General features: G+C 38.3%; 19 protein-coding genes, 1 tRNA gene and 1 other annotated feature. All 20 genes read right to left on the reverse strand.

The genetic code is table 11. The annotated features are described in order from the left end of the window. Window positions 1-32: 32 nt before the first annotated feature. The gene (gene rplB / locus P3F81_RS09295) at window positions 33-860 is read right to left on the reverse strand and encodes a 50S ribosomal protein L2 (RefSeq protein ID WP_147670324.1); all 828 of its coding nucleotides are present in this window, start codon (window positions 858-860) and stop codon (window positions 33-35) included. 31 nt (window positions 861-891) lie between these two features. Beyond that, window positions 892-1,179: a 50S ribosomal protein L23 gene (rplW, locus tag P3F81_RS09300; protein ID WP_147670322.1), complete on the reverse strand. Its 288-nt coding sequence runs from the start codon at window positions 1,177-1,179 to the stop codon at window positions 892-894. Beyond that, complete coding sequence (gene rplD / locus P3F81_RS09305; protein WP_147670320.1) at window positions 1,179-1,802, reverse strand: 50S ribosomal protein L4; 624 nt, start codon at window positions 1,800-1,802, stop codon at window positions 1,179-1,181. The genes rplW and rplD overlap by 1 nt, the downstream gene beginning before the upstream one ends. A gap of 34 nt (window positions 1,803-1,836) precedes the next feature. Beyond that, complete coding sequence (rplC, locus tag P3F81_RS09310) at window positions 1,837-2,478, reverse strand: 50S ribosomal protein L3 (RefSeq protein ID WP_147670318.1); 642 nt, start codon at window positions 2,476-2,478, stop codon at window positions 1,837-1,839. 15 nt (window positions 2,479-2,493) lie between these two features. Further along, window positions 2,494-2,805 (reverse strand): 30S ribosomal protein S10, encoded by a 312-nt coding sequence (gene rpsJ, locus P3F81_RS09315; protein WP_309320343.1) that lies wholly within the window; start codon window positions 2,803-2,805, stop codon window positions 2,494-2,496. A gap of 157 nt (window positions 2,806-2,962) precedes the next feature. Next, window positions 2,963-4,150: an elongation factor Tu gene (tuf, locus tag P3F81_RS09320; RefSeq protein WP_147670314.1), complete on the reverse strand. Its 1,188-nt coding sequence runs from the start codon at window positions 4,148-4,150 to the stop codon at window positions 2,963-2,965. 17 nt (window positions 4,151-4,167) lie between these two features. Next, window positions 4,168-6,246 carry an elongation factor G gene (gene fusA / locus P3F81_RS09325; protein ID WP_147670312.1) on the reverse strand — a complete coding sequence of 693 codons (2,079 nt, stop codon included), beginning with the start codon at window positions 6,244-6,246 and terminating at the stop codon, window positions 4,168-4,170. Window positions 6,247-6,295: 49 nt separating this feature from the next. Then, complete coding sequence (gene rpsG / locus P3F81_RS09330; protein WP_147670310.1) at window positions 6,296-6,766, reverse strand: 30S ribosomal protein S7; 471 nt, start codon at window positions 6,764-6,766, stop codon at window positions 6,296-6,298. A gap of 32 nt (window positions 6,767-6,798) precedes the next feature. Then, window positions 6,799-7,179 carry a 30S ribosomal protein S12 gene (gene rpsL, locus P3F81_RS09335; protein ID WP_147670308.1) on the reverse strand — a complete coding sequence of 127 codons (381 nt, stop codon included), beginning with the start codon at window positions 7,177-7,179 and terminating at the stop codon, window positions 6,799-6,801. Between the two features lie 84 nt (window positions 7,180-7,263). Next, window positions 7,264-7,509 (reverse strand): ribosomal L7Ae/L30e/S12e/Gadd45 family protein, encoded by a 246-nt coding sequence (locus P3F81_RS09340; RefSeq protein WP_147670306.1) that lies wholly within the window; start codon window positions 7,507-7,509, stop codon window positions 7,264-7,266. A gap of 315 nt (window positions 7,510-7,824) precedes the next feature. Continuing rightward, window positions 7,825-11,784 carry a DNA-directed RNA polymerase subunit beta' gene (gene rpoC / locus P3F81_RS09345; protein ID WP_147670304.1) on the reverse strand — a complete coding sequence of 1,320 codons (3,960 nt, stop codon included), beginning with the start codon at window positions 11,782-11,784 and terminating at the stop codon, window positions 7,825-7,827. 20 nt (window positions 11,785-11,804) lie between these two features. Then, complete coding sequence (gene rpoB, locus P3F81_RS09350; RefSeq protein ID WP_147670302.1) at window positions 11,805-15,545, reverse strand: DNA-directed RNA polymerase subunit beta; 3,741 nt, start codon at window positions 15,543-15,545, stop codon at window positions 11,805-11,807. 379 nt (window positions 15,546-15,924) lie between these two features. Then, window positions 15,925-16,293 (reverse strand): 50S ribosomal protein L7/L12, encoded by a 369-nt coding sequence (gene rplL, locus P3F81_RS09355; RefSeq protein ID WP_147670300.1) that lies wholly within the window; start codon window positions 16,291-16,293, stop codon window positions 15,925-15,927. Window positions 16,294-16,350: 57 nt separating this feature from the next. Beyond that, entirely contained in the window at window positions 16,351-16,881 is a 531-nt protein-coding gene (gene rplJ, locus P3F81_RS09360) for a 50S ribosomal protein L10 (RefSeq protein ID WP_147670298.1), read from the reverse strand. Window positions 16,882-16,900: 19 nt separating this feature from the next. Then, window positions 16,901-17,044, reverse strand: a sequence feature (ribosomal protein L10 leader region). A gap of 13 nt (window positions 17,045-17,057) precedes the next feature. Continuing rightward, window positions 17,058-17,756, reverse strand: a complete 699-nt coding sequence (gene rplA / locus P3F81_RS09365; protein ID WP_147670296.1) for a 50S ribosomal protein L1 — start codon at window positions 17,754-17,756, stop codon at window positions 17,058-17,060. Window positions 17,757-17,815: 59 nt separating this feature from the next. Beyond that, a complete protein-coding gene (gene rplK / locus P3F81_RS09370; RefSeq protein WP_147670294.1) occupies window positions 17,816-18,241 on the reverse strand; it encodes a 50S ribosomal protein L11 in 426 nt (141 codons plus the stop codon). A gap of 28 nt (window positions 18,242-18,269) precedes the next feature. Then, entirely contained in the window at window positions 18,270-18,800 is a 531-nt protein-coding gene (nusG, locus tag P3F81_RS09375; RefSeq protein WP_147670577.1) for a transcription termination/antitermination protein NusG, read from the reverse strand. A 43-nt stretch (window positions 18,801-18,843) separates the two neighbouring features. After that, entirely contained in the window at window positions 18,844-19,059 is a 216-nt protein-coding gene (gene secE, locus P3F81_RS09380) for a preprotein translocase subunit SecE (RefSeq protein ID WP_147670575.1), read from the reverse strand. 47 nt (window positions 19,060-19,106) lie between these two features. Then, window positions 19,107-19,182 (reverse strand) — tRNA-Trp (locus tag P3F81_RS09385). A gap of 26 nt (window positions 19,183-19,208) precedes the next feature. Then, the gene (gene rpmG / locus P3F81_RS09390) at window positions 19,209-19,358 is read right to left on the reverse strand and encodes a 50S ribosomal protein L33 (RefSeq protein ID WP_110955668.1); all 150 of its coding nucleotides are present in this window, start codon (window positions 19,356-19,358) and stop codon (window positions 19,209-19,211) included. Window positions 19,359-19,448: the final 90 nt, after the last annotated feature.

Below are 19,448 nucleotides of genomic sequence, written 5' to 3' on the forward strand. Positions count from 1 at the left end.
GCTGCTCGTATAAAATGTGTTTTAATTATTTATTATTTCGTGCGAGCTTTAACAATAAGTTTGTCAGAAGCTTTTTTACGACGAGTTTTAGCACCCATAGCACATTTACCCCATTTAGTAACTGGATTTTTACGACCAACTGGGCTACGGCCTTCACCACCACCATGTGGATGGTCATTAGGGTTCATTGCAACACCGCGGTTTTCTGGGCGAACGCCTTTCCAACGATTACGGCCTGCTTTACCAATTGTAATATTTTCATGTTCAAGATTACCAACTTGACCGATTGTTGCACGGCAGTTGATGTGAACTTTTCTTAGTTCACCTGATGGCATACGAAGCAGTGCATAATCTCCCTCTTTCGCCATTAATTGAGCACCTGTACCAGCAGAGCGAACTAACTGTCCACCTTTACCGATTTTCAACTCAATGTTATGAAGCATAGTACCAACTGGAATATTTTTAATAGGTAATGCATTACCTGGTTTAATATCAGCATCAGGACCACTTACAACTTTATCTCCAACTTTTAAACCGTTTGGAGCTAAGATATAACGTTTTTCACCGTCAACATAGTTTAAAAGTGCAATACGCGCTGAACGATTAGGATCATATTCAATTGTTGCAACATTTGCAACAATACCATCCTTATTACGTTTGAAGTCAATGATTCTATAACGACGTTTATGACCGCCGCCTTGATGTCTTACAGTTAAACGACCTTGTTGATTACGACCGCCAGTTTTATTAAGCGATACAACAAGAGATTTTTCTGGTTTATCAGTAGTAATTTCATCGAAACTAGCTACTGTCATAAATCTTCTACCTGCAGAATATGGTTTAAAACTTTTTACTGCCATTGGGTTACCTCCTTTTCCAAAAAATCAGCTATTATACGCCTTCGAAGAATTCAATGCTTTCTCCTGGAGCAAGTTTAACAATAGCTTTTTTATAGTCTGGGCGTTTACCTTGAGTACGCCCCATACGTTTTGTTTTTCCTAAAACACGAACTGTGTTTACACTTGCAACTTTTACTTTGAAGATTTCTTCGACAGCTGCGCCGATTTCAATCTTGTTAGCACCCTTTGCTACAACGAAAGTATATTTACCTTCTTGCATTAAAGCAGTGGACTTTTCAGTTACAAGTGGACGGATTAAAATATCACGTGCATTTGCCATTACGCAAGTACCTCCTCAATGCGGGTAACTGCATCTTTAGTAATGAAAAGCTTATTATGATTTAAGATATCATAAACATTAAGCCCACAAGAACTAATAGCTTTTACACCAGGAATATTACGGGAAGATTTCTCCACGTTTTCAATCATATCAGCTGTAATGATAAGAGCTTTCTTATCAAAACCAAAATCTTTCATCATTTGTACAACGTTTTTAGTTTTAGGTGCTGCAAAATCAATGCTGTCAACTACCACTAATTCACCATTTTGTACTTTTGAAGATAACGCACATTTAATTGCTAAACGACGTTGTTTGCGAGGCATTCTGAATGCATAAGAACGAGGTGTTGGTCCAAAAACTGTACCACCGCCTACCCAAATTGGGGAACGAGTACTTCCTGAACGAGCACGACCTGTACCTTTTTGTTTCCAAGGCTTACGGCCACCACCACGTACTAAACCTCTAGTTTTTGTTGCATGAGTACCAAGACGTTGGCTTGCAAGTTGCATTACCACAGCTTGATGAACAAGAGCTTCATTCACTTCTACGCCAAATACGCTTTCATTTAATTCTAACTCGCCGGCCTCTTTGCCTGCGATTGTATAGACTGCTACTTTAGGCATAATATAGCACATCCTCCTTTCGAGCTACAAGAGCTTATTTCTTAGGTTTTACAGTATTTCTTATCACTACGAAGCTACCCTTAGGTCCAGGAATAGCACCTTTAATTAAAACTAAATTACGTTCAGCATCTACTCTAACAATGCTTAAACGTTGAATTGTTACTTTATGAGCACCCATGCGGCCTGGTAATTTTTTACCTTTTAGTACTCTACCGCCGCCACCACTGATCATTGCACCAGTTGAACCTGGTTCACGATGTGACTTGGAGCCATGCCCCATAGGTCCGCGTCTGAAATTGTGACGTTTGATACCGCCAGCAAAGCCTTTACCTTTTGCAGTACCAGTTACATCAATCAATTCACCAGCACTAAATATGTCAACGCCGATAACATCACCGACTTTATATTCAGAAGCATCAGTTAAGCGCATTTCACGAATAAATTTTACAGGAGTTACACCAGCTTTAGTGAAATGACCTTTCATTGGTTTCGTAACTTTTTTATCTTTAACAGTACCAAAACCTAATTGTACCGCATTATATCCATCGTTTTCAACAGTTTTGTTTTGAACAACAAAGTTTTTACCGGATTCAACAACAGTTACAGGAACTACTTTGCCTTCTTCAGTAAAGATCTGTGTCATACCAAGTTTTTTACCTATAATTGCTTTAGCCATTTATTCCACCTCCTCTTACAATTTAATCTCGATATCCACACCAGCTGGCAAATCTAAGCGCATTAAAGCATCTACAGTTTTGGAAGTTGGTTCTAAAATGTCAATTAGACGTTTATGTGTGCGCATTTCAAATTGCTCACGGGAGTCTTTATTAACATGTGGAGAACGTAGGATTGTAAAGATTTTTTTCTCCGTAGGTAGTGGAATTGGACCAGATACCATTGCACCTGTTCTTTTTGCAGTTTCAACAATTTTCACCGCGCTTTGATCAAGTGCTTTATGGTCGTATGCTTTTAAACGAATTCTAATTTTTTGTTGTTTTGGCAATTTAATTTCCTCCTTATCGCCCTTTTCTAGAACGGACATTTCTCCGCGCAAGTTCCCTTATCAATGATAAGCAATCTTCCACGTCATCGCATTTGGGGTACCAAAAGCCTTTTTTATAGGGGCGACTTCTGTCGCCCCTATAAAGCTAAGACTATAATTATGCTTCAATGGAAGTTACTACGCCAGCGCCTACTGTACGGCCACCTTCACGAATAGCGAAACGAAGACCTTCTTCAATAGCGATTGGAGTGATAAGTTCGATTGACATTTGAATGTTATCACCAGGCATAACCATTTCTACACCTTCTGGTAAGTTAACTACGCCAGTAACGTCAGTTGTACGGAAGTAGAACTGTGGACGATAGTTAGTGAAGAAAGGAGTATGACGTCCGCCTTCTTCTTTGGATAAAACGTAAACTTCACCTTTGAATTTAGTGTGAGGTTTAATTGAACCTGGTTTTGCAAGTACTTGACCACGTTCGATTTCTTTACGATCAACACCACGAAGTAATGCACCAATGTTATCACCAGCAACTGCACTATCAAGCAATTTGCGGAACATTTCAACACCTGTTACAGTAGTTGATTTAGGTTCATCGTTCATACCAACGATTTCAATAACATCGCCAACTTTAACTTCTCCACGTTCAACACGGCCAGTAGCTACTGTACCACGACCAGTGATTGTGAAAACGTCTTCGACTGGCATTAAGAAAGTTTTATCAGTATCACGAACTGGAGTTGGGATGTATTCATCAACAGCATCCATTAATTCAAAAATTTTAGCTGTATAAGTTGCATCACCTTCAAGAGCTTTAAGAGCTGAACCAGTGATTACAGGAATGTCATCACCAGGGAAGTCATAGCTGGAAAGAAGTTCGCGAACTTCCATTTCTACCAATTCCATAAGTTCTTCATCATCAACCATATCTGCTTTGTTTAAGAAAACAACCATAGCAGGTACGCCTACTTGACGGGAAAGAAGAATATGTTCACGAGTTTGTGGCATAGGACCATCAGCAGCACTTACAACTAAGATAGCACCATCCATTTGCGCAGCACCAGTGATCATGTTTTTTACATAGTCAGCATGGCCTGGGCAGTCAACGTGAGCATAATGTCTTTTCTCAGTTTCATACTCAACGTGGGAAGTGTTGATTGTGATACCACGTTCTCTTTCTTCTGGAGCTTTATCGATCATGGAGTAATCCATGAAATCAGCGCCGCCTTTTTCTGCTAATACTTTTGTAATTGCAGCAGTTAAAGTAGTTTTACCATGGTCAACGTGACCAATTGTACCAATGTTTACATGTGGTTTACTTCTTTCAAACTTTTGTTTTGCCATTGTTAAAAAATCCTCCCTTATTCGCCTTTGTTTTTAGCTGTAATAGCTTCTGATATATTTTTAGGAACTTCATCATAATGTGAAATTTCCATAGAGTAATTACCACGACCTTGTGTTTTAGAACGTAGGTCTGTTGCGTAACCAAACATTTCAGAAAGTGGAACGAATGCATTTACTACTTGAGCACCTGCGCGTGGTTCCATTCCTTCTATACGGCCACGTCTCGAGTTGATATCACCGATAACATCGCCCATATACTCTTCTGGAACAACAACTTCAACTTTCATATATGGTTCTAAAAGTACTGGAGATGCTTTTTGAGCACCAGCTCTAAAGCCCATGGAACCAGCAATTTTGAACGCCATTTCTGAAGAGTCAACATCATGATAAGAACCATCATAAACAATAACTTTAATATCAACCATTGGATAACCAGCAACAACACCGTTTTCCATAGCTTCTTTTACACCAGCTTCGATTGGACTGATATATTCTCTAGGAATCGCCCCACCGACAACCTTATTTTCAAAGCTAAATCCTACACCAGGTTCTTGAGGAACAAGTTCAAGCCAACAATGACCATATTGACCACGACCACCAGATTGACGAACAAATTTTCCTTCAGATTTAACTGTTTTACGGATCGTTTCACGATAAGCAACTTGTGGTTTACCTACGTTACAATCCACTTTGAATTCACGAAGCATACGGTCAACAATGATATCAAGATGAAGTTCACCCATACCGGAAATGATACATTGACCTGTTTCTTGGTCGGTAGCCATACGGAATGTAGGATCTTCCTCAGCAAGTCTTGCAAGTGCAATACCCATTTTTTCCTGATCGGCTTTTGTTTTTGGTTCAACAGCAACCGAAATAACAGGGTCTGGGAATTCCATGGATTCTAAAATGATAGGTGCTTTGTCATCACAAAGAGTATCACCTGTTGTAGTATCTTTTAAACCAACGGCTGCCGCAATATCACCACTGTAAACCATTTCGATTTCTTCACGACGATTCGCATGCATTTGTAAGATACGACCAATACGTTCTTTCTTGCCTTTTGTGGAGTTAAACACATAAGAACCAGAACCGATTGTACCAGAGTACACACGGAAGAACGCCAATTTACCAACATAAGGGTCAGCCATAATTTTAAACGCTAAAGCAGAGAATGGAATCTCGTCACTAGCTTCACGATGATCTTCTTCACCGCTATCAGGATTAACACCTTTAATAGCTGGAATATCAAGTGGAGATGGCATATATTCAATTACTGCATCAAGCATCGGTTGAACACCTTTATTTTTGTAGGAAGAACCACAAAGAACAGGAGTCATTTTGCAATCAATTGTAGCTTTACGAACAGCCGCTTTAATTTCTTCTGTTGTTAATTCTTCGCCTTCAAGATATTTCATCATCAACTCATCATCAGATTCTGCAACAGCATCCAATAAGATTTGACGATACTCTTCAGCCTTTTCCTTCATTTCATCAGGAATTGCTACTTCTTCACTCACTTTACCAAGTTCATCTGAATAGATGATAGCATCCATTTTAATCAAATCAACCATACCAATAAAATCTTCTTCAGAACCGATTGGTAATTGAAGTGCTACTGGATTAGCATTTAAGCGAGTTTTCATCATATCAAGAACACGGTAAAAATCCGCACCCAAGATATCCATTTTATTTACGTAAGCCATACGTGGAACATGATATTTATCTGCTTGACGCCATACTGTTTCAGATTGAGGTTCAACTCCACCTTTTGCACAGAATACAGCAACAGAACCATCAAGCACTCTCAACGAACGTTCTACCTCAACTGTAAAGTCCACGTGTCCTGGTGTGTCAATGATGTTAATGCGATGATCTAGCCATTGGCAAGTAGTAGCAGCAGAAGTAATGGTAATACCTCTTTCTTGCTCCTGCGCCATCCAGTCCATAGTTGCCGCACCTTCATGAGTTTCACCAATCTTGTGCACTTTCCCAGTGTAAAATAGAATACGTTCAGTAGTAGTGGTTTTTCCGGCATCTATATGAGCCATAATACCAATGTTCCGAGTCTTTTCAAGTGGAAACTGTCTACCCACTATTACATCGCTCCTTAATTAAGTATAGAGATAAAATTCTATTTAGATACTACCAGCGATAATGAGCAAATGCTTTATTAGCTTCAGCCATCTTATGAGTATCTTCTTTTTTCTTAATTGCTGCTCCTGTATTATTCGCAGCATCCATTAATTCAGCAGCTAATCTTTCATTCATTGTTTTTTCACCACGTAGTCTAGCGTAGTTCACAACCCAACGAATACCTAATGTCATACGACGATCAGGACGAACTTCTACTGGAACTTGATAGTTAGCACCGCCGACACGACGAGCACGAACTTCTAATACTGGCATTACATTTTTCAAAGCAGTTTCAAACACTTCTAATGGATCTTTACCAGTTTTTGCTCTGATACTTTCAAATGCATCATAAACAACTTTTTCTGCAACGCTTTTTTTACCAGATAACATAACTTTGTTAATAAACTTAGTTACGACTTTGGAATTATACACCGGATCTGGTAACACGTCACGTTTTGGCACAGCACCTTTTCTTGGCATATGAATCCCTCCTATTGGAAATTATCTTCAAATTATTTTTTTTGTTTAGCGCGTTTCGCACCGTATTTAGATCTACCTTGCATTCGATTTTGAACACCAGCAGTATCTAAAGCACCGCGAACGATATGATAACGAACACCTGGTAAATCTTTTACCCTGCCGCCTCTAATCAATACAACGCTATGTTCCTGAAGATTGTGACCAATACCAGGGATATATGCAGTTACTTCAATGCTATTAGTTAAACGAACCCTTGCGACTTTTCTTAATGCAGAGTTAGGTTTTTTAGGAGTAGTTGTATATACTCTCGTACACACACCGCGCTTTTGTGGACATTCTTTCAAAGCTGGCGCTGTGGATTTCTTCGTCATACTTTCTCTACTTTTACGTATTAATTGGCTAATTGTAGGCATACATGCACCTCCTTCCTCAAAATAAAGATTCATTATTTAATAACTTCAACTCAATTTATAAAAGAGTTGAAATTTTTAACAAAATTACTTTAGAATAGCGACCGCCGCTGCCCCAACTTCAATTTTGCAGGCTTCACCAAGTTCAGCCATCGTATATTCTTCAGAAAAAAGAATATTTTTCGCTTCGCATAAATTTTTTAGCGGAACAATTACACGCGCATCAGCATCATTTCCTAAAAAAACACTTTCTACTACATCTTTATTAATAGATTTTGTGACTTGCTTGATGCCAATAACCCGATTCGCATTCTTCAAACGATTAAGCGCCATAATTTTCACTCCCGTGTTTCACAGATGATTCTTCTCATTTCTGGCACTCGTATATAATACCATTTGAAATAATCATTGTCAACACTTATTTAATCAATATTTTTAAGTACACGGTGCGTGGTGTGTCATTAATTCATTATAACAAAAATCCAGAAAATTATACCTTTTATTTCTATTTTTTAATTTTTTTAATCGTCTATTATTAATCTACATCTATATTAAAAGAAAGATTTTAAAATTTTCATAATATGAAAGCAACAAATTCCTATTAATTCTTTATAAAAGAAAAAAGAGGACGAAAATCGTCCTCTTTTCTTATTCTTCAGTTGCAACAACTTCATCTTGTGATGGATGATTTTTTACAACATTAATATTACGATAACGTGTCATGCCCGTACCAGCTGGTACTAATTTACCGATAATAACATTTTCCTTTAAGCCGAGCAATGGATCAACTTTACCCTTTATTGCTGCATCAGTAAGAACACGTGTTGTTTCTTGGAATGATGCTGCAGATAAGAAGGAATCAGTAGCAAGAGAAGCTTTTGTAATACCAAGTAAAATTGGTCTAGCAACTGCGGGTTCTCCGCCAACTTCAATTGCTTTTGCATTTTCAGTCTCAAAGTTGTTTACATCAATATATTCACCAGGTAAGAAATCCGTATCACCAGATTCTTCAACTTTAACTTTATGAAGCATTTGACGAACCATAACCTCAATATGTTTATCATTAATTTCAACACCTTGAGATTTATATACTTTTTGTACTTCATATACTAAGTAACGTTGTGTAGCCTTTAAACCACAAACCCTTAGAATATCGTGTGGATTGATAGATCCTTCTGTAAGTCTATCTCCAGCTTCTACCATTTGTCCGTCTTTCGCAATAATGCGTGCACCGTAAGGAATTTGGTAAACACGTTCTTCGCCAGTTTCTGGGAAGATAGTTACTTTGCGCATCCCTTTTGTATCTTTAACTTCAGCGCGACCATCAATTTCAGCAATGATGGATTGACGTTTCGGTTTACGAGCTTCAAATAACTCTTCGACACGTGGCAAACCTTGTGTAATATCGTCACCGGCTACCCCACCCGTATGGAACGTACGCATTGTAAGCTGTGTACCAGGTTCACCGATAGATTGAGCTGCGATAATACCAACCGCTTCACCGACATCCACCTGATGACCTGTTGCCAAATTACGCCCATAACATTTGATACATACACCAAATTGTGACTTACAAGTAAGTACAGAACGAATTTTTACTTTTTTACGTACTTTACAAATACGTTCTGCTAAATCTTCATCTACTGCTTGATTAATTGCTGCAATAACTTCTCCTGTTTCAGGCTCAACAATATCTTCTGCAAGAACACGACCGGCAATACGATCTTTTAAGTGTTCAATAACAGCAGCACCTTCCATAATTGCCTGAACTTCAATACCGCGAATATTATTGTTACGAACTCGTACCTCTTTTGCATCGCTAGCTAGAATTGCTTCAATATGATCTTCTGTAAGCGGTACATTTGCAGGTACAATTTCATTTTCATTTTGATCAAATACAGCACTTGTTGTATTTTTACCAAGCATTTCGCGAATCATTGATTTTTTGATTGTCTCACGAACATGTTCTTCTGGCGCACCTAATGTGATTGTTTCTGTTGTCGTTGCATTGCTGATATCTCCTTCATAAGAAGTACCACGTACAACGATTTCAGGAATTGAATGTTCAGCAATCAGTTTAAGCTTTTCTTCATCAAGCACTGTTTCAATAGGAATGATTACTTCGCCCGTTTTCGGATCAGTTACTTCCGCTGCAAGCAAGCGTCCTAATAAAGAGTCTTTTAAGAACTCAATTGCTCCACTTGTAGAGTTTGCCAATTTCGCACGTTCACGAACTAAATTGATACCTACAATATCACAATCATCTTCACGAACAATTACATCTTGTGCAACGTCAACAAGACGACGTGTCAAATATCCAGAATCGGCTGTTCTAAGCGCTGTATCCGCAAGTCCTTTACGAGCACCATGCGTAGAAATAAAGTACTCTAATACCGTTAATCCTTCACGGAAATTTGCTTTAATTGGTAAGTCGATAATTTTACCTGATGGATCCGCCATAAGTCCGCGCATACCAGCGAGCTGACGCATCTGTTGGATATTACCGCGGGCTCCAGAGTTAGCCATCATGTAAATCGGATTAAATCTATCCAAGTTATCCATCATGGCTTTTGTTACATCATCTGTAGCTTTCGTCCATAAGCTGATAACTTTGTTATATCTTTCATCATCGGTGATGAGTCCACGACGATATTGTCTTTCGATCGAATTAACTTGTGCTTCCGTATTTGCAAGAATTTCTTTCTTCTCTTTCGGAATTTTGATGTCGGCAATCGCAACTGTCATACCAGCACGACAAGCATAAGAATAACCAAGATTTTTTACACGGTCAATAACTTCTGCAGTTTTTGCATTACCAAAGTTACGGTAACAGTTACCAACAAGTTTACCAAGGTTTTTCTTATCCATAAGAATACCTAAGCACCATTCCTCATTATCATCCTTATAATAATAACGAATTTCTGGTGGCAAGCTTTCATTAAAGATCATACGGCCAAGCGTGGTGTTAACCATACCATAACCTTCAACGCGCACTTTAATTTGCGCTTGCAATGATAATTCTTTATGTTGATAAGCAAGCAATGCTTCATTAATGCCAGTCATTACTTTGCCTTCACCTAAAGCACCTGGTTTAACAATTGTTAAATAGTACGCTCCAAGTACCATATCCTGCGTAGGAACAGCAACTGGGCGACCATCTTTCGTCGAAAGAATATTGTGTGCGGAAAGCATTAAGATACGTGCTTCTGCTTGTGCTTCTGCTGATAGTGGTAAATGGATCGCCATTTGGTCACCATCAAAATCGGCATTGTAAGCAGTACATACAAGTGGATGTAATTTTAACGCACGCCCTTCTGTAAGTACAGGTTCAAATGCTTGAATTCCTAATCTATGAAGCGTTGGTGCACGATTTAAAAGTACTGGATGCTCTTTAATAACTTCTTCAAGTACATCCCAAACTTCTGGCCTAATTCTTTCCACCATACGTTTTGCACTCTTAATATTATGTGCGTGACCAGCATTCACTAATTTTTTCATTACAAATGGCTTGAATAATTCAAGTGCCATTTCTTTAGGTAAACCACATTGATGTAACTTAAGTTCCGGTCCAACAACGATAACGGAACGACCAGAATAGTCAACACGTTTACCAAGTAAGTTTTGACGGAAACGCCCTTGTTTACCTTTAAGCATATCGCTCAAAGATTTAAGCGGACGATTTCCTGGGCCTGTTACTGGACGGCCACGACGACCATTATCGATTAATGCATCCACCGCTTCTTGTAACATTCTTTTTTCGTTACGAACAATAATATCGGGTGCACCCAAATCAAGTAACCGTTTTAAACGATTATTACGATTAATAACACGACGATATAAATCATTTAAATCAGAAGTAGCAAAACGGCCACCATCTAGTTGAACCATTGGACGTAATTCCGGTGGAATTACTGGTACAACATCCATGATCATCCACTCTGGTTTATTGCCAGATTTGCGGAAAGCTTCAACTACTTCCAAGCGACGAATCGCACGAATTTTACGTTGCCCGCTCACTTCTTTTAATTCTTGACGTAATTCTTTGCTCATTTTTTCTAAATCAAGTTCAGCAAGAAGCTTTTTAATAGATTCAGCACCCATACCAACTTTAAATGCTGCACCGTATTTATCTCGGTTTTCACGATACTCATTTTCTGTTAAAAGTTGTTTTTTTATCAAAGGAGTATCTGCAGGATCAAGTACGATATAAGAAGCAAAATATAAAACTTTTTCTAATGATCTAGGTGATATATCTAGAATCAATCCCATGCGACTTGGTATGCCCTTGAAATACCAAATATGCGATACTGGGGCAGCAAGTTCAATGTGCCCCATTCTATCACGACGTACTTTCGAACGCGTAACTTCAACACCGCAACGATCGCAAATAATACCTTTATAACGAATACGTTTATACTTACCGCAATGACATTCCCAGTCACGTGTTGGTCCAAAAATTTTTTCACAGAATAAACCCTCACGTTCTGGTTTCAATGTACGATAATTAATTGTCTCTGGTTTTTTCACTTCACCATGTGACCATTCTCTGATCTTTTCTGGCGAAGCTAAACCTATACGCATCGAATCAAAATTGTTTACATCCAACAAGGGGGTGTCACTCCCTTCTATTATTCGAAGTCATCTTCGACTAAATCATCAATTTCTAAAGATACATCAGCATCTTCATCGTCCAAATTCTCATCATTCGGGAATTTTCCAAGTTCAGCAATAATATCTAAATCAGCTGTATCAGGTTCAGCCTCTTCATTTCCTTCAGCATCATCGTTATATGCCTCAGGTTTTAAAGCTGGCTCCGTTGGTGGCTTTGGTTGTACGCCATCCACATTTAAATCTAATTGTTTTGCTGTTTCATTAATATCTTCATCTGTATCACGAATCATAATTTCTTGCGCATCTTCAGTTAATACTTTAATGTCAAGTCCGATACTTTGTAGCTCTTTAATCAATACTTTAAATGATTCTGGTACACCTGGTTCTGGTATATTTTCGCCTTTTACGATCGCTTCATACGTCTTAACACGTCCGACGACATCATCAGATTTTACTGTTAAGATTTCTTGCAATGTATAAGCAGCACCATAAGCTTCTAATGCCCAAACTTCCATTTCCCCAAAACGTTGTCCACCAAATTGAGCTTTACCACCCAATGGTTGTTGCGTTACTAAGGAGTATGGACCAGTTGACCGAGCATGAATCTTATCGTCAACTAAATGCGCCAATTTTAACATATAAACACAGCCAACAGTTACAGGGTTATCAAATGGATCTCCTGTACGACCATCGTAAAGAATCGTTTTACCATCATCACGAAGCCCTGCTGCTTTTAACGTTGAAAACACTTCTGTCTCTTTCGCGCCGTCGAATACTGGGGTTGAAATATGAATACCCGCAACATCAGGTACCGGCATACCATTTTTATCTATATCATAACCTAAGTCACGTAATCTAGTTTCTACTGTAGGATCACCAGCTTTAATCTGCATACCAAGCGCACGAGCTGCCATACCTAAGTGAGTTTCAAGTACCTGACCAATATTCATACGCGAAGGTACACCTAATGGGTTAAGTACAATCTGTACTGGCGTTCCATCTGGTAAAAACGGCATATCTTCCTCACGCATAATACGTGAAACAACCCCTTTATTACCATGGCGACCGGCCATTTTATCGCCGACAGAAATCTTACGTTTCTGTGCAATATAACAACGTACAAGATGATTTACTCCTGGTGGCAATTCGTCACCATTTTCACGACTGAACACCTTAACATCAACAATCTTACCAGCTTCTCCATGTGGTACACGAAGTGATGTATCACGTACTTCACGAGCTTTTTCACCGAAAATTGCCCGAAGTAACCGTTCTTCCGCCGTAAGCTCAGTTTCGCCTTTCGGCGTTACTTTACCTACTAAGATATCTCCTGGACGAACTTCAGCACCAATGCAGATAATACCGCGATCATCTAAATCACGTAAAGCTTCTTCAGCTACATTTGGAATATCACGTGTAATTTCTTCTGGCCCAAGTTTTGTATCACGAGCATCACATTCATATTCTTCAATATGTATGGAAGTATAGATATCTTCTTTTACTAATTTTTCACTAAGTAAAATCGCATCCTCGTAATTGTAACCTTCCCAAGGCATAAATGCTACCAACACATTATAACCAAGAGCTAATTCTCCATTGTCAGTCGCCGGACCATCAGCAAGAACTTGTTTTTTTACAATTACATCGTCTTTATGAACAATTGGACGCTGATTAATGCAAGTACCTTGGTTAGAACGAAGGTACTTTTGCATTTTATAAATATCTAACGCACCTTTTTCAGTGCGAATATGAATTTCATCTGCTGTTACTTTTTCAACCACACCAGAATTTTTAGCAAGAATCATTACCCCTGAATCGCAAGCAGCTTTATATTCCATACCAGTTCCAACAATCGGAGCTTGTGTACGAAGTAACGGTACCGCTTGACGTTGCATGTTCGCCCCCATTAAGGCACGATTCGCATCATCGTTTTCAAGGAAAGGAATCATTGCCGTTGCTATAGATACAACTTGTTTTGGCGAAACGTCCATATAGTCTACGCTTTCCCCCGGAACGAGTAATGTATCATGTTTATAACGCGCTGTAACGCGCTCATCAGCAAACCATCCATCATCATTTAATTCTTGGTTTGCCTGTGCAACAATCATTTCATCTTCTTCATCGGCAGTTAGATAACGAACATCATCTGTAACTTTGCGATTTACTTTATCTACTTTACGATATGGAGTTTCAATAAAACCAAATTCATTAATTCTACCATAAGTAGAAAGCGAACCAATCAAACCGATGTTAGGACCTTCTGGTGTTTCAATTGGACACATACGGCCATAGTGAGAGTGATGGACGTCACGAACTTCGAAGCCCGCGCGTTCACGACTTAAACCACCAGGACCTAATGCACTTAAACGGCGTTTATGTGTCAATTCACTTAATGGATTATGTTGGTCCATGAACTGTGACAACTGGCTGGAACCAAAGAATTCTTTAATCGCAGCTACAACTGGACGGATGTTAATTAAAGCCTGAGGGGTAATTACATCAACGTCTTGAATTGTCATACGTTCTTTTACGACACGTTCCATTCTGGATAAACCAATTCTAAATTGATTTTGCAACAATTCACCAACAGAACGAACACGTCTATTCCCTAGATGATCGATATCATCAGTATTGCCGAACCCATCCATTAAGTTTAATAAGTAGTTAATTGAAGCAATAATATCTTCTTTTGTAATTGTTCTATGTTTATACGGTAAAGTAGGCGAACAAATCATTTTGATTGGATTACCTTCTTTATCCTTAATTTTAATTTCAATTACTTGATCTGCTTCAAATAATTTAACTTCATCAAGCTCTTCTAGCATACTTTCAGTAACAACAGTATCTGCTGGAAGAATGATTTCCCCTGTTTCTTTATCAACAATAGGCTGATAAAGAGTTTTACCCATCAAACGTCTCTTCCAACCTAATTTTTTCGTCAATTTATAACGACCAACCGTAGCTAAATCATAACGTTTTGGATCAAAGAATAATGATTCTAATAATTGGGTAGCATTATCTACAGTTGGAGGTTCACCTGGACGAAGTCTTTTATAGATTTCAACCAAGGCTTCTTCTCTTGAATCCGTATTATCGCGTTCTAAAGTCGCTTTAATACGAACATCGTCACCAAATAATTCTGAAATCATCGTATTAGACCCATAGCCTAATGCACGAATCAATACAGTTACAGGTAACTTACGAGTTCTATCAACTCGTACCGAAATAACATCATTCGCATCTGTTTCTAATTCTAGCCACGCACCGCGATTCGGAATTACCGTAGCATTGTACAATTTTTTACCACTAGCATCAATCGTTTCACCATAGTACGCTCCTGGAGAACGTACTAACTGACTTACAATAACACGTTCCGCACCGTTAATAATGAACGTACCAGTATCAGTCATTAACGGAAAATCGCCCATAAACACTTCTTGTTCTTTTATTTCGCCTGTTTCACGATTAATCAATCGTACATTTACTCTTAGTGGTGCAGAATGCGTGACATCACGTTCTTTGCATTCATCAACATCGTATTTTGCTTCACCTAAGTTAAAAGCTTCAAACGATAACACTAAGTTTCCTGTAAAATCCTGAATAGGTGAAATATCGTGGAAGATTTCCTGTAAACCTTCCTTCAAAAACCACTCATAGGAATTTCTTTGAATATCAAGAAGATGAGGCATGTCCAGTACTTCTTTAATTTTTGCATAGCTATACCTGACTCTTTTGCCCACCGGAACAGGATTGAACATTAAATCCTTCACCCCTTAGCCCAATTTGACTAAACTTCGCAGTCATGGCAGGATAAAAATGATAAATGGAGAAGATATATAATATCAAAAAAAGACAAGGCTTTTGCTAAATAACATTTCACCTTGCTTTTTTATTGATGAGATACCATCTTCATCCTCCATTATATTACTATTTCCTACCAGTTCGCATGTTATACCTAAATTGAATATTTTTATTGCAGAAACCTACACAATCGTAGAAATATGTATTTTTATTATACGTTCTGCATTAAAAAATATTATCACAAACATCTTCATTTGTCAATCTTTTATTTATGAATTTATAGCAAAATTAAAGAGTACCTTTTGGGTACTCTTTAATTTTTCATATCAGTTAAAATTATTTAACTTCTACAGTTGCGCCAGCTTCTTCAAGTTTTGCTTTAAGAGCATCAGCATCAGCTTTACTTACTTTTTCTTTTACAGCTTTAGGAGCACCATCAACTAATTCTTTAGCTTCTTTAAGACCTAAGCCAGTTGCTTCGCGAACAGCTTTGATAACATTAATTTTGCTAGCACCAGCAGATGCTAAGATAACGTCAAATTCGCTTTTTTCTTCAGCAGCAGCAGCGCCAGCTACAGGAGCAGCAGCCATAGCTACAGGAGCAGCAGCGGATACACCAAATTTTTCCTCTAAAGCTTTCACTAATTCAGATAATTCAAGAACTGTCATGTTCTCAATAGCTTCCATAATTTGTTCTTTATTCATTATAAAATACCTCCAAAAATTCATTTTTATTAATTTATTGTTTTATTAATTCACGCATCACGCAGATTCTTTTTGTTGACGAATTGCATCAAGCGCATAAACCACATTGCGGATAGAACCTTGCAATACATTGACAAGACCGGCAATTGGGGATTGCATACCAGCAAGAACTTGTGCAATAAGCACTTCGCGTGCAGGTAATGCAGCAAGAGCTTTAACGCCATCGGCGTCAATTACTTTGCCTTCTACAAGACCAGCTTTTACTTCTAGAGCTTTTAATTTGTTTTCTTTAATAAACTCAGAAATAAGTTTTGCCGGAGCTACTGGATCAGTCGCAGAAATTGCGATTGCAGTAGTACCTTCAAGATATTGTTCTAAACCTTCAATACCTAACTCATTAGTCGCAATGCGAAGCATCGTATTTTTTACAACACGATACTCAACACCCGCTTCACGTAGTCTAGCACGAAGTTCAGTATCTTGAGCAACACTTAAACCACTATAAGTAGTTAATACAGCACCTTGGGCACTGCCAATTTTTTCTTTTAAACTAGCAACAACTGCTTGTTTTGCTGAAGTTACAGCCATGAACTACACCTCCTCTCATTAAATAACGCGAAAAGACCTCCGGCAGTAAATACCGGAGGTCGTAAATGGCAATGTAAGCCACACTTAAATCTCCGACCTCGGCAGGAGGACTACTCCATTATGCATACGCACCTGCTATCTACAGCCTTAAAAATTATTAAGTTGTAAGACTAAAATTAGCCTTTGGCGGAAACTTTAAGTGGATTAACCTTAATGCCAGGGCCCATAGTTGCGCTTACAGAAATTGAACGCATATATTGACCTTTAGCAGCAGCAGGTTTCACTTTATTTAATGTATCAATTAAGGTCTGGAAGTTTTCTAATAACTTCTCAGCATCGAATGACACTTTACCGATAGGGGCATGGATATTCCCAGCTTTATCTGTACGGTATTCGATTTTACCTGCTTTAATTTCATTAATAGCACGAGTAAGGTCTAAAGTTACAGTACCAACTTTAGGATTTGGCATTAAACCTCTTGGACCAAGGATTTTACCTAAACGTCCAACCGTACCCATCATATCAGGAGTAGCTACAGCAACATCAAAGTCTGCCCAGCCTCCTTGAATTTTTGCAACAAGTTCATCAGAACCAACAAAATCAGCACCAGCTGCTTCTGCTTCTTTCACTTTGTCGCCCTTAGCAAATACTAACACACGTTTACTTTTACCAGTACCATGTGGTAATACAACAGCACCACGAACTTGTTGATCAGCATGTTTAGGATCTACACCTAATTTTACAGCAAGTTCAACACTTTCGTCAAATTTAGCTGTAGCCGTTTTTTTCACAAGTTCAATCGCTTCTTGCGGATCATATAATTTATCTTCAATAAGTTTTGCAACTTCTTGATATTTCTTACCGAATTTTGGCATCTTTCTTTCCCCTTTCGTGGTAATAGCGGTTATTCCTCCCACAGATATCAAATGCAGAATTAATCTACGATTTCAATACCCATGCTGCGAGCAGTACCTTCAATCATGCGAGTAGCAGCTTCAAGGTTAGCAGCATTTAAATCTTTCATTTTACTTTCAGCAATTTCCATAGCTTTAGCACGTGGTAATTTAGCAACTTTCTTCTTGTTAGGTTCACCAGAAGCAGTTTCAATACCAGCAGCTTTTTTAAGAAGAACAGCAGCTGGAGGAGTCTTCGTGATAAATGTAAAGGATCTATCTTCAAAAACTGTAATCTCAACTGGAATAATAAGACCAGCTTGTTGTGCAGTTCTTTCGTTAAAGTCTTTTACGAAAGCCATGATATTAACACCAGCTTGACCTAGTGCAGGACCAACTGGAGGAGCTGGAGTAGCTTTACCAGCAGGAACTTGCAATTTTACAAGTTTAACAACTTTTTTCGGCATTTGTATTACACCTCCTTAATATAAACCATTAAATCTTTTCTACTTGAGTAAAATCCAGTTCAACTGGAGTTTCACGTCCAAACATACTAACAAGAACTTTTATCTTGCTACGTTCAGGATTAATTTCTGTCACTGTAGCTTCAAAATTCTCAAAAGCACCAGAAGTAATTTTCACCGCTTGTGATACTTCAATATCAAACTTCGGCTTCAACTCTTCAATCCCCATGGATTTAAGAATTCGTTTCACTTCAGCATCTGTCAAAGGTATAGGCTTCGTTCCAGAACCAACAAACCCAGTAACACCCGGTGTATTACGAACAATATACCAAGATTTATCACTTACAATCATTTCAACCAATGCATATCCAGGAAAAACTTTTTTCTTCGTGACTTTTTTTTGGTCACCTTTGTATTCAACTTCATCTTCCATAGGAACTACAATGCGAAAAATCTCATCTTCCATTCCCATAGAATGAACTTTACGTTCTAGATTAGCTTTTACTTTATTTTCATAGCCTGAATATGTATGGATTACATACCATTTTTTTTCGGATTCCATCACTTAAGGGACGACAACTACGTCCCCCACCCCCTTAGCCGAATTAACGTAAAAAAAGTTCTAGCAAACGCGCAAATACACCGTCAATTAAACCGATAAGCGCAGCTATAAACACTACAGAAATAAAAACCACACCTGTATACGCTATAAGTTCCTTTTTATTAGGCCATGATACTTTACGCATCTCCGCCTTTACTTCACGGAAAAATTTCTTAACACGTGAACCGTTAGCTTGAACAGCTGTTTCTTGAGCAGCCATCATTTCACATCCCCGTAACATACTGCTAGATACACCACAAAGTAAATTGGCAGGGGCAGTAGGACTTGAACCCACAACCAATGGTTTTGGAGACCACTACTCTACCAATTGAGCTATACCCCTATATCAAAACAAATTTAAGCAAAATTTTATTTTGTTTCTTTGTGTAAAGTGTGTTTTTTGCAAAACTTGCAGTATTTGTTGAATTCTAATCTATCCGGGTCATTTTTTTTGTTTTTATTGGTCTGATAATTACGTTGTTTACATTCAACGCAGGCCAATGTAACTGCATTACGCATCCTATGCACCCCTCTTGCCTGAAAATATACTACATTTCAAAATGTCACTAATATAATTTATCATAATTAATCCAAGCTGTCAACAGCTTA

Source organism: Selenobaculum gibii (genome assembly GCF_030273445.1).
Lineage (GTDB): Bacteria > Bacillota > Negativicutes > ICN-92133 > ICN-92133 > Selenobaculum > Selenobaculum gibii.

What these genes read in the sequence shown, in the direction of transcription:
- rplB (WP_147670324.1), bottom strand. Translation starts at nt 860, where the DNA reads ATGGCAGTAAAAAGTTTTAAACCATATTCTGCAGGTAGAAGATTTATG.
- rplW (WP_147670322.1), bottom strand. Translation starts at nt 1,179, where the DNA reads ATGGCAAATGCACGTGATATTTTAATCCGTCCACTTGTAACTGAAAAG.
- rplD (WP_147670320.1), bottom strand. Translation starts at nt 1,802, where the DNA reads ATGCCTAAAGTAGCAGTCTATACAATCGCAGGCAAAGAGGCCGGCGAG.
- rplC (WP_147670318.1), bottom strand. Translation starts at nt 2,478, where the DNA reads ATGGCTAAAGCAATTATAGGTAAAAAACTTGGTATGACACAGATCTTT.
- tuf (WP_147670314.1), bottom strand. Translation starts at nt 4,150, where the DNA reads ATGGCAAAACAAAAGTTTGAAAGAAGTAAACCACATGTAAACATTGGT.
- rpsG (WP_147670310.1), bottom strand. Translation starts at nt 6,766, where the DNA reads ATGCCAAGAAAAGGTGCTGTGCCAAAACGTGACGTGTTACCAGATCCG.
- rpsL (WP_147670308.1), bottom strand. Translation starts at nt 7,179, where the DNA reads ATGCCTACAATTAGCCAATTAATACGTAAAAGTAGAGAAAGTATGACG.
- P3F81_RS09340 (WP_147670306.1), bottom strand. Translation starts at nt 7,509, where the DNA reads ATGGCGCTTAATCGTTTGAAGAATGCGAATCGGGTTATTGGCATCAAG.
- rpoB (WP_147670302.1), bottom strand. Translation starts at nt 15,545, where the DNA reads ATGTTCAATCCTGTTCCGGTGGGCAAAAGAGTCAGGTATAGCTATGCA.
- rplL (WP_147670300.1), bottom strand. Translation starts at nt 16,293, where the DNA reads ATGAATAAAGAACAAATTATGGAAGCTATTGAGAACATGACAGTTCTT.
- rplJ (WP_147670298.1), bottom strand. Translation starts at nt 16,881, where the DNA reads ATGGCTGTAACTTCAGCAAAACAAGCAGTTGTTGCTAGTTTAAAAGAA.
- rplA (WP_147670296.1), bottom strand. Translation starts at nt 17,756, where the DNA reads ATGCCAAAATTCGGTAAGAAATATCAAGAAGTTGCAAAACTTATTGAA.
- rplK (WP_147670294.1), bottom strand. Translation starts at nt 18,241, where the DNA reads ATGCCGAAAAAAGTTGTTAAACTTGTAAAATTGCAAGTTCCTGCTGGT.
- nusG (WP_147670577.1), bottom strand. Translation starts at nt 18,800, where the DNA reads ATGGAATCCGAAAAAAAATGGTATGTAATCCATACATATTCAGGCTAT.
- secE (WP_147670575.1), bottom strand. Translation starts at nt 19,059, where the DNA reads ATGGCTGCTCAAGAAACAGCTGTTCAAGCTAACGGTTCACGTGTTAAG.
- rpmG (WP_110955668.1), bottom strand. Translation starts at nt 19,358, where the DNA reads ATGCGTAATGCAGTTACATTGGCCTGCGTTGAATGTAAACAACGTAAT.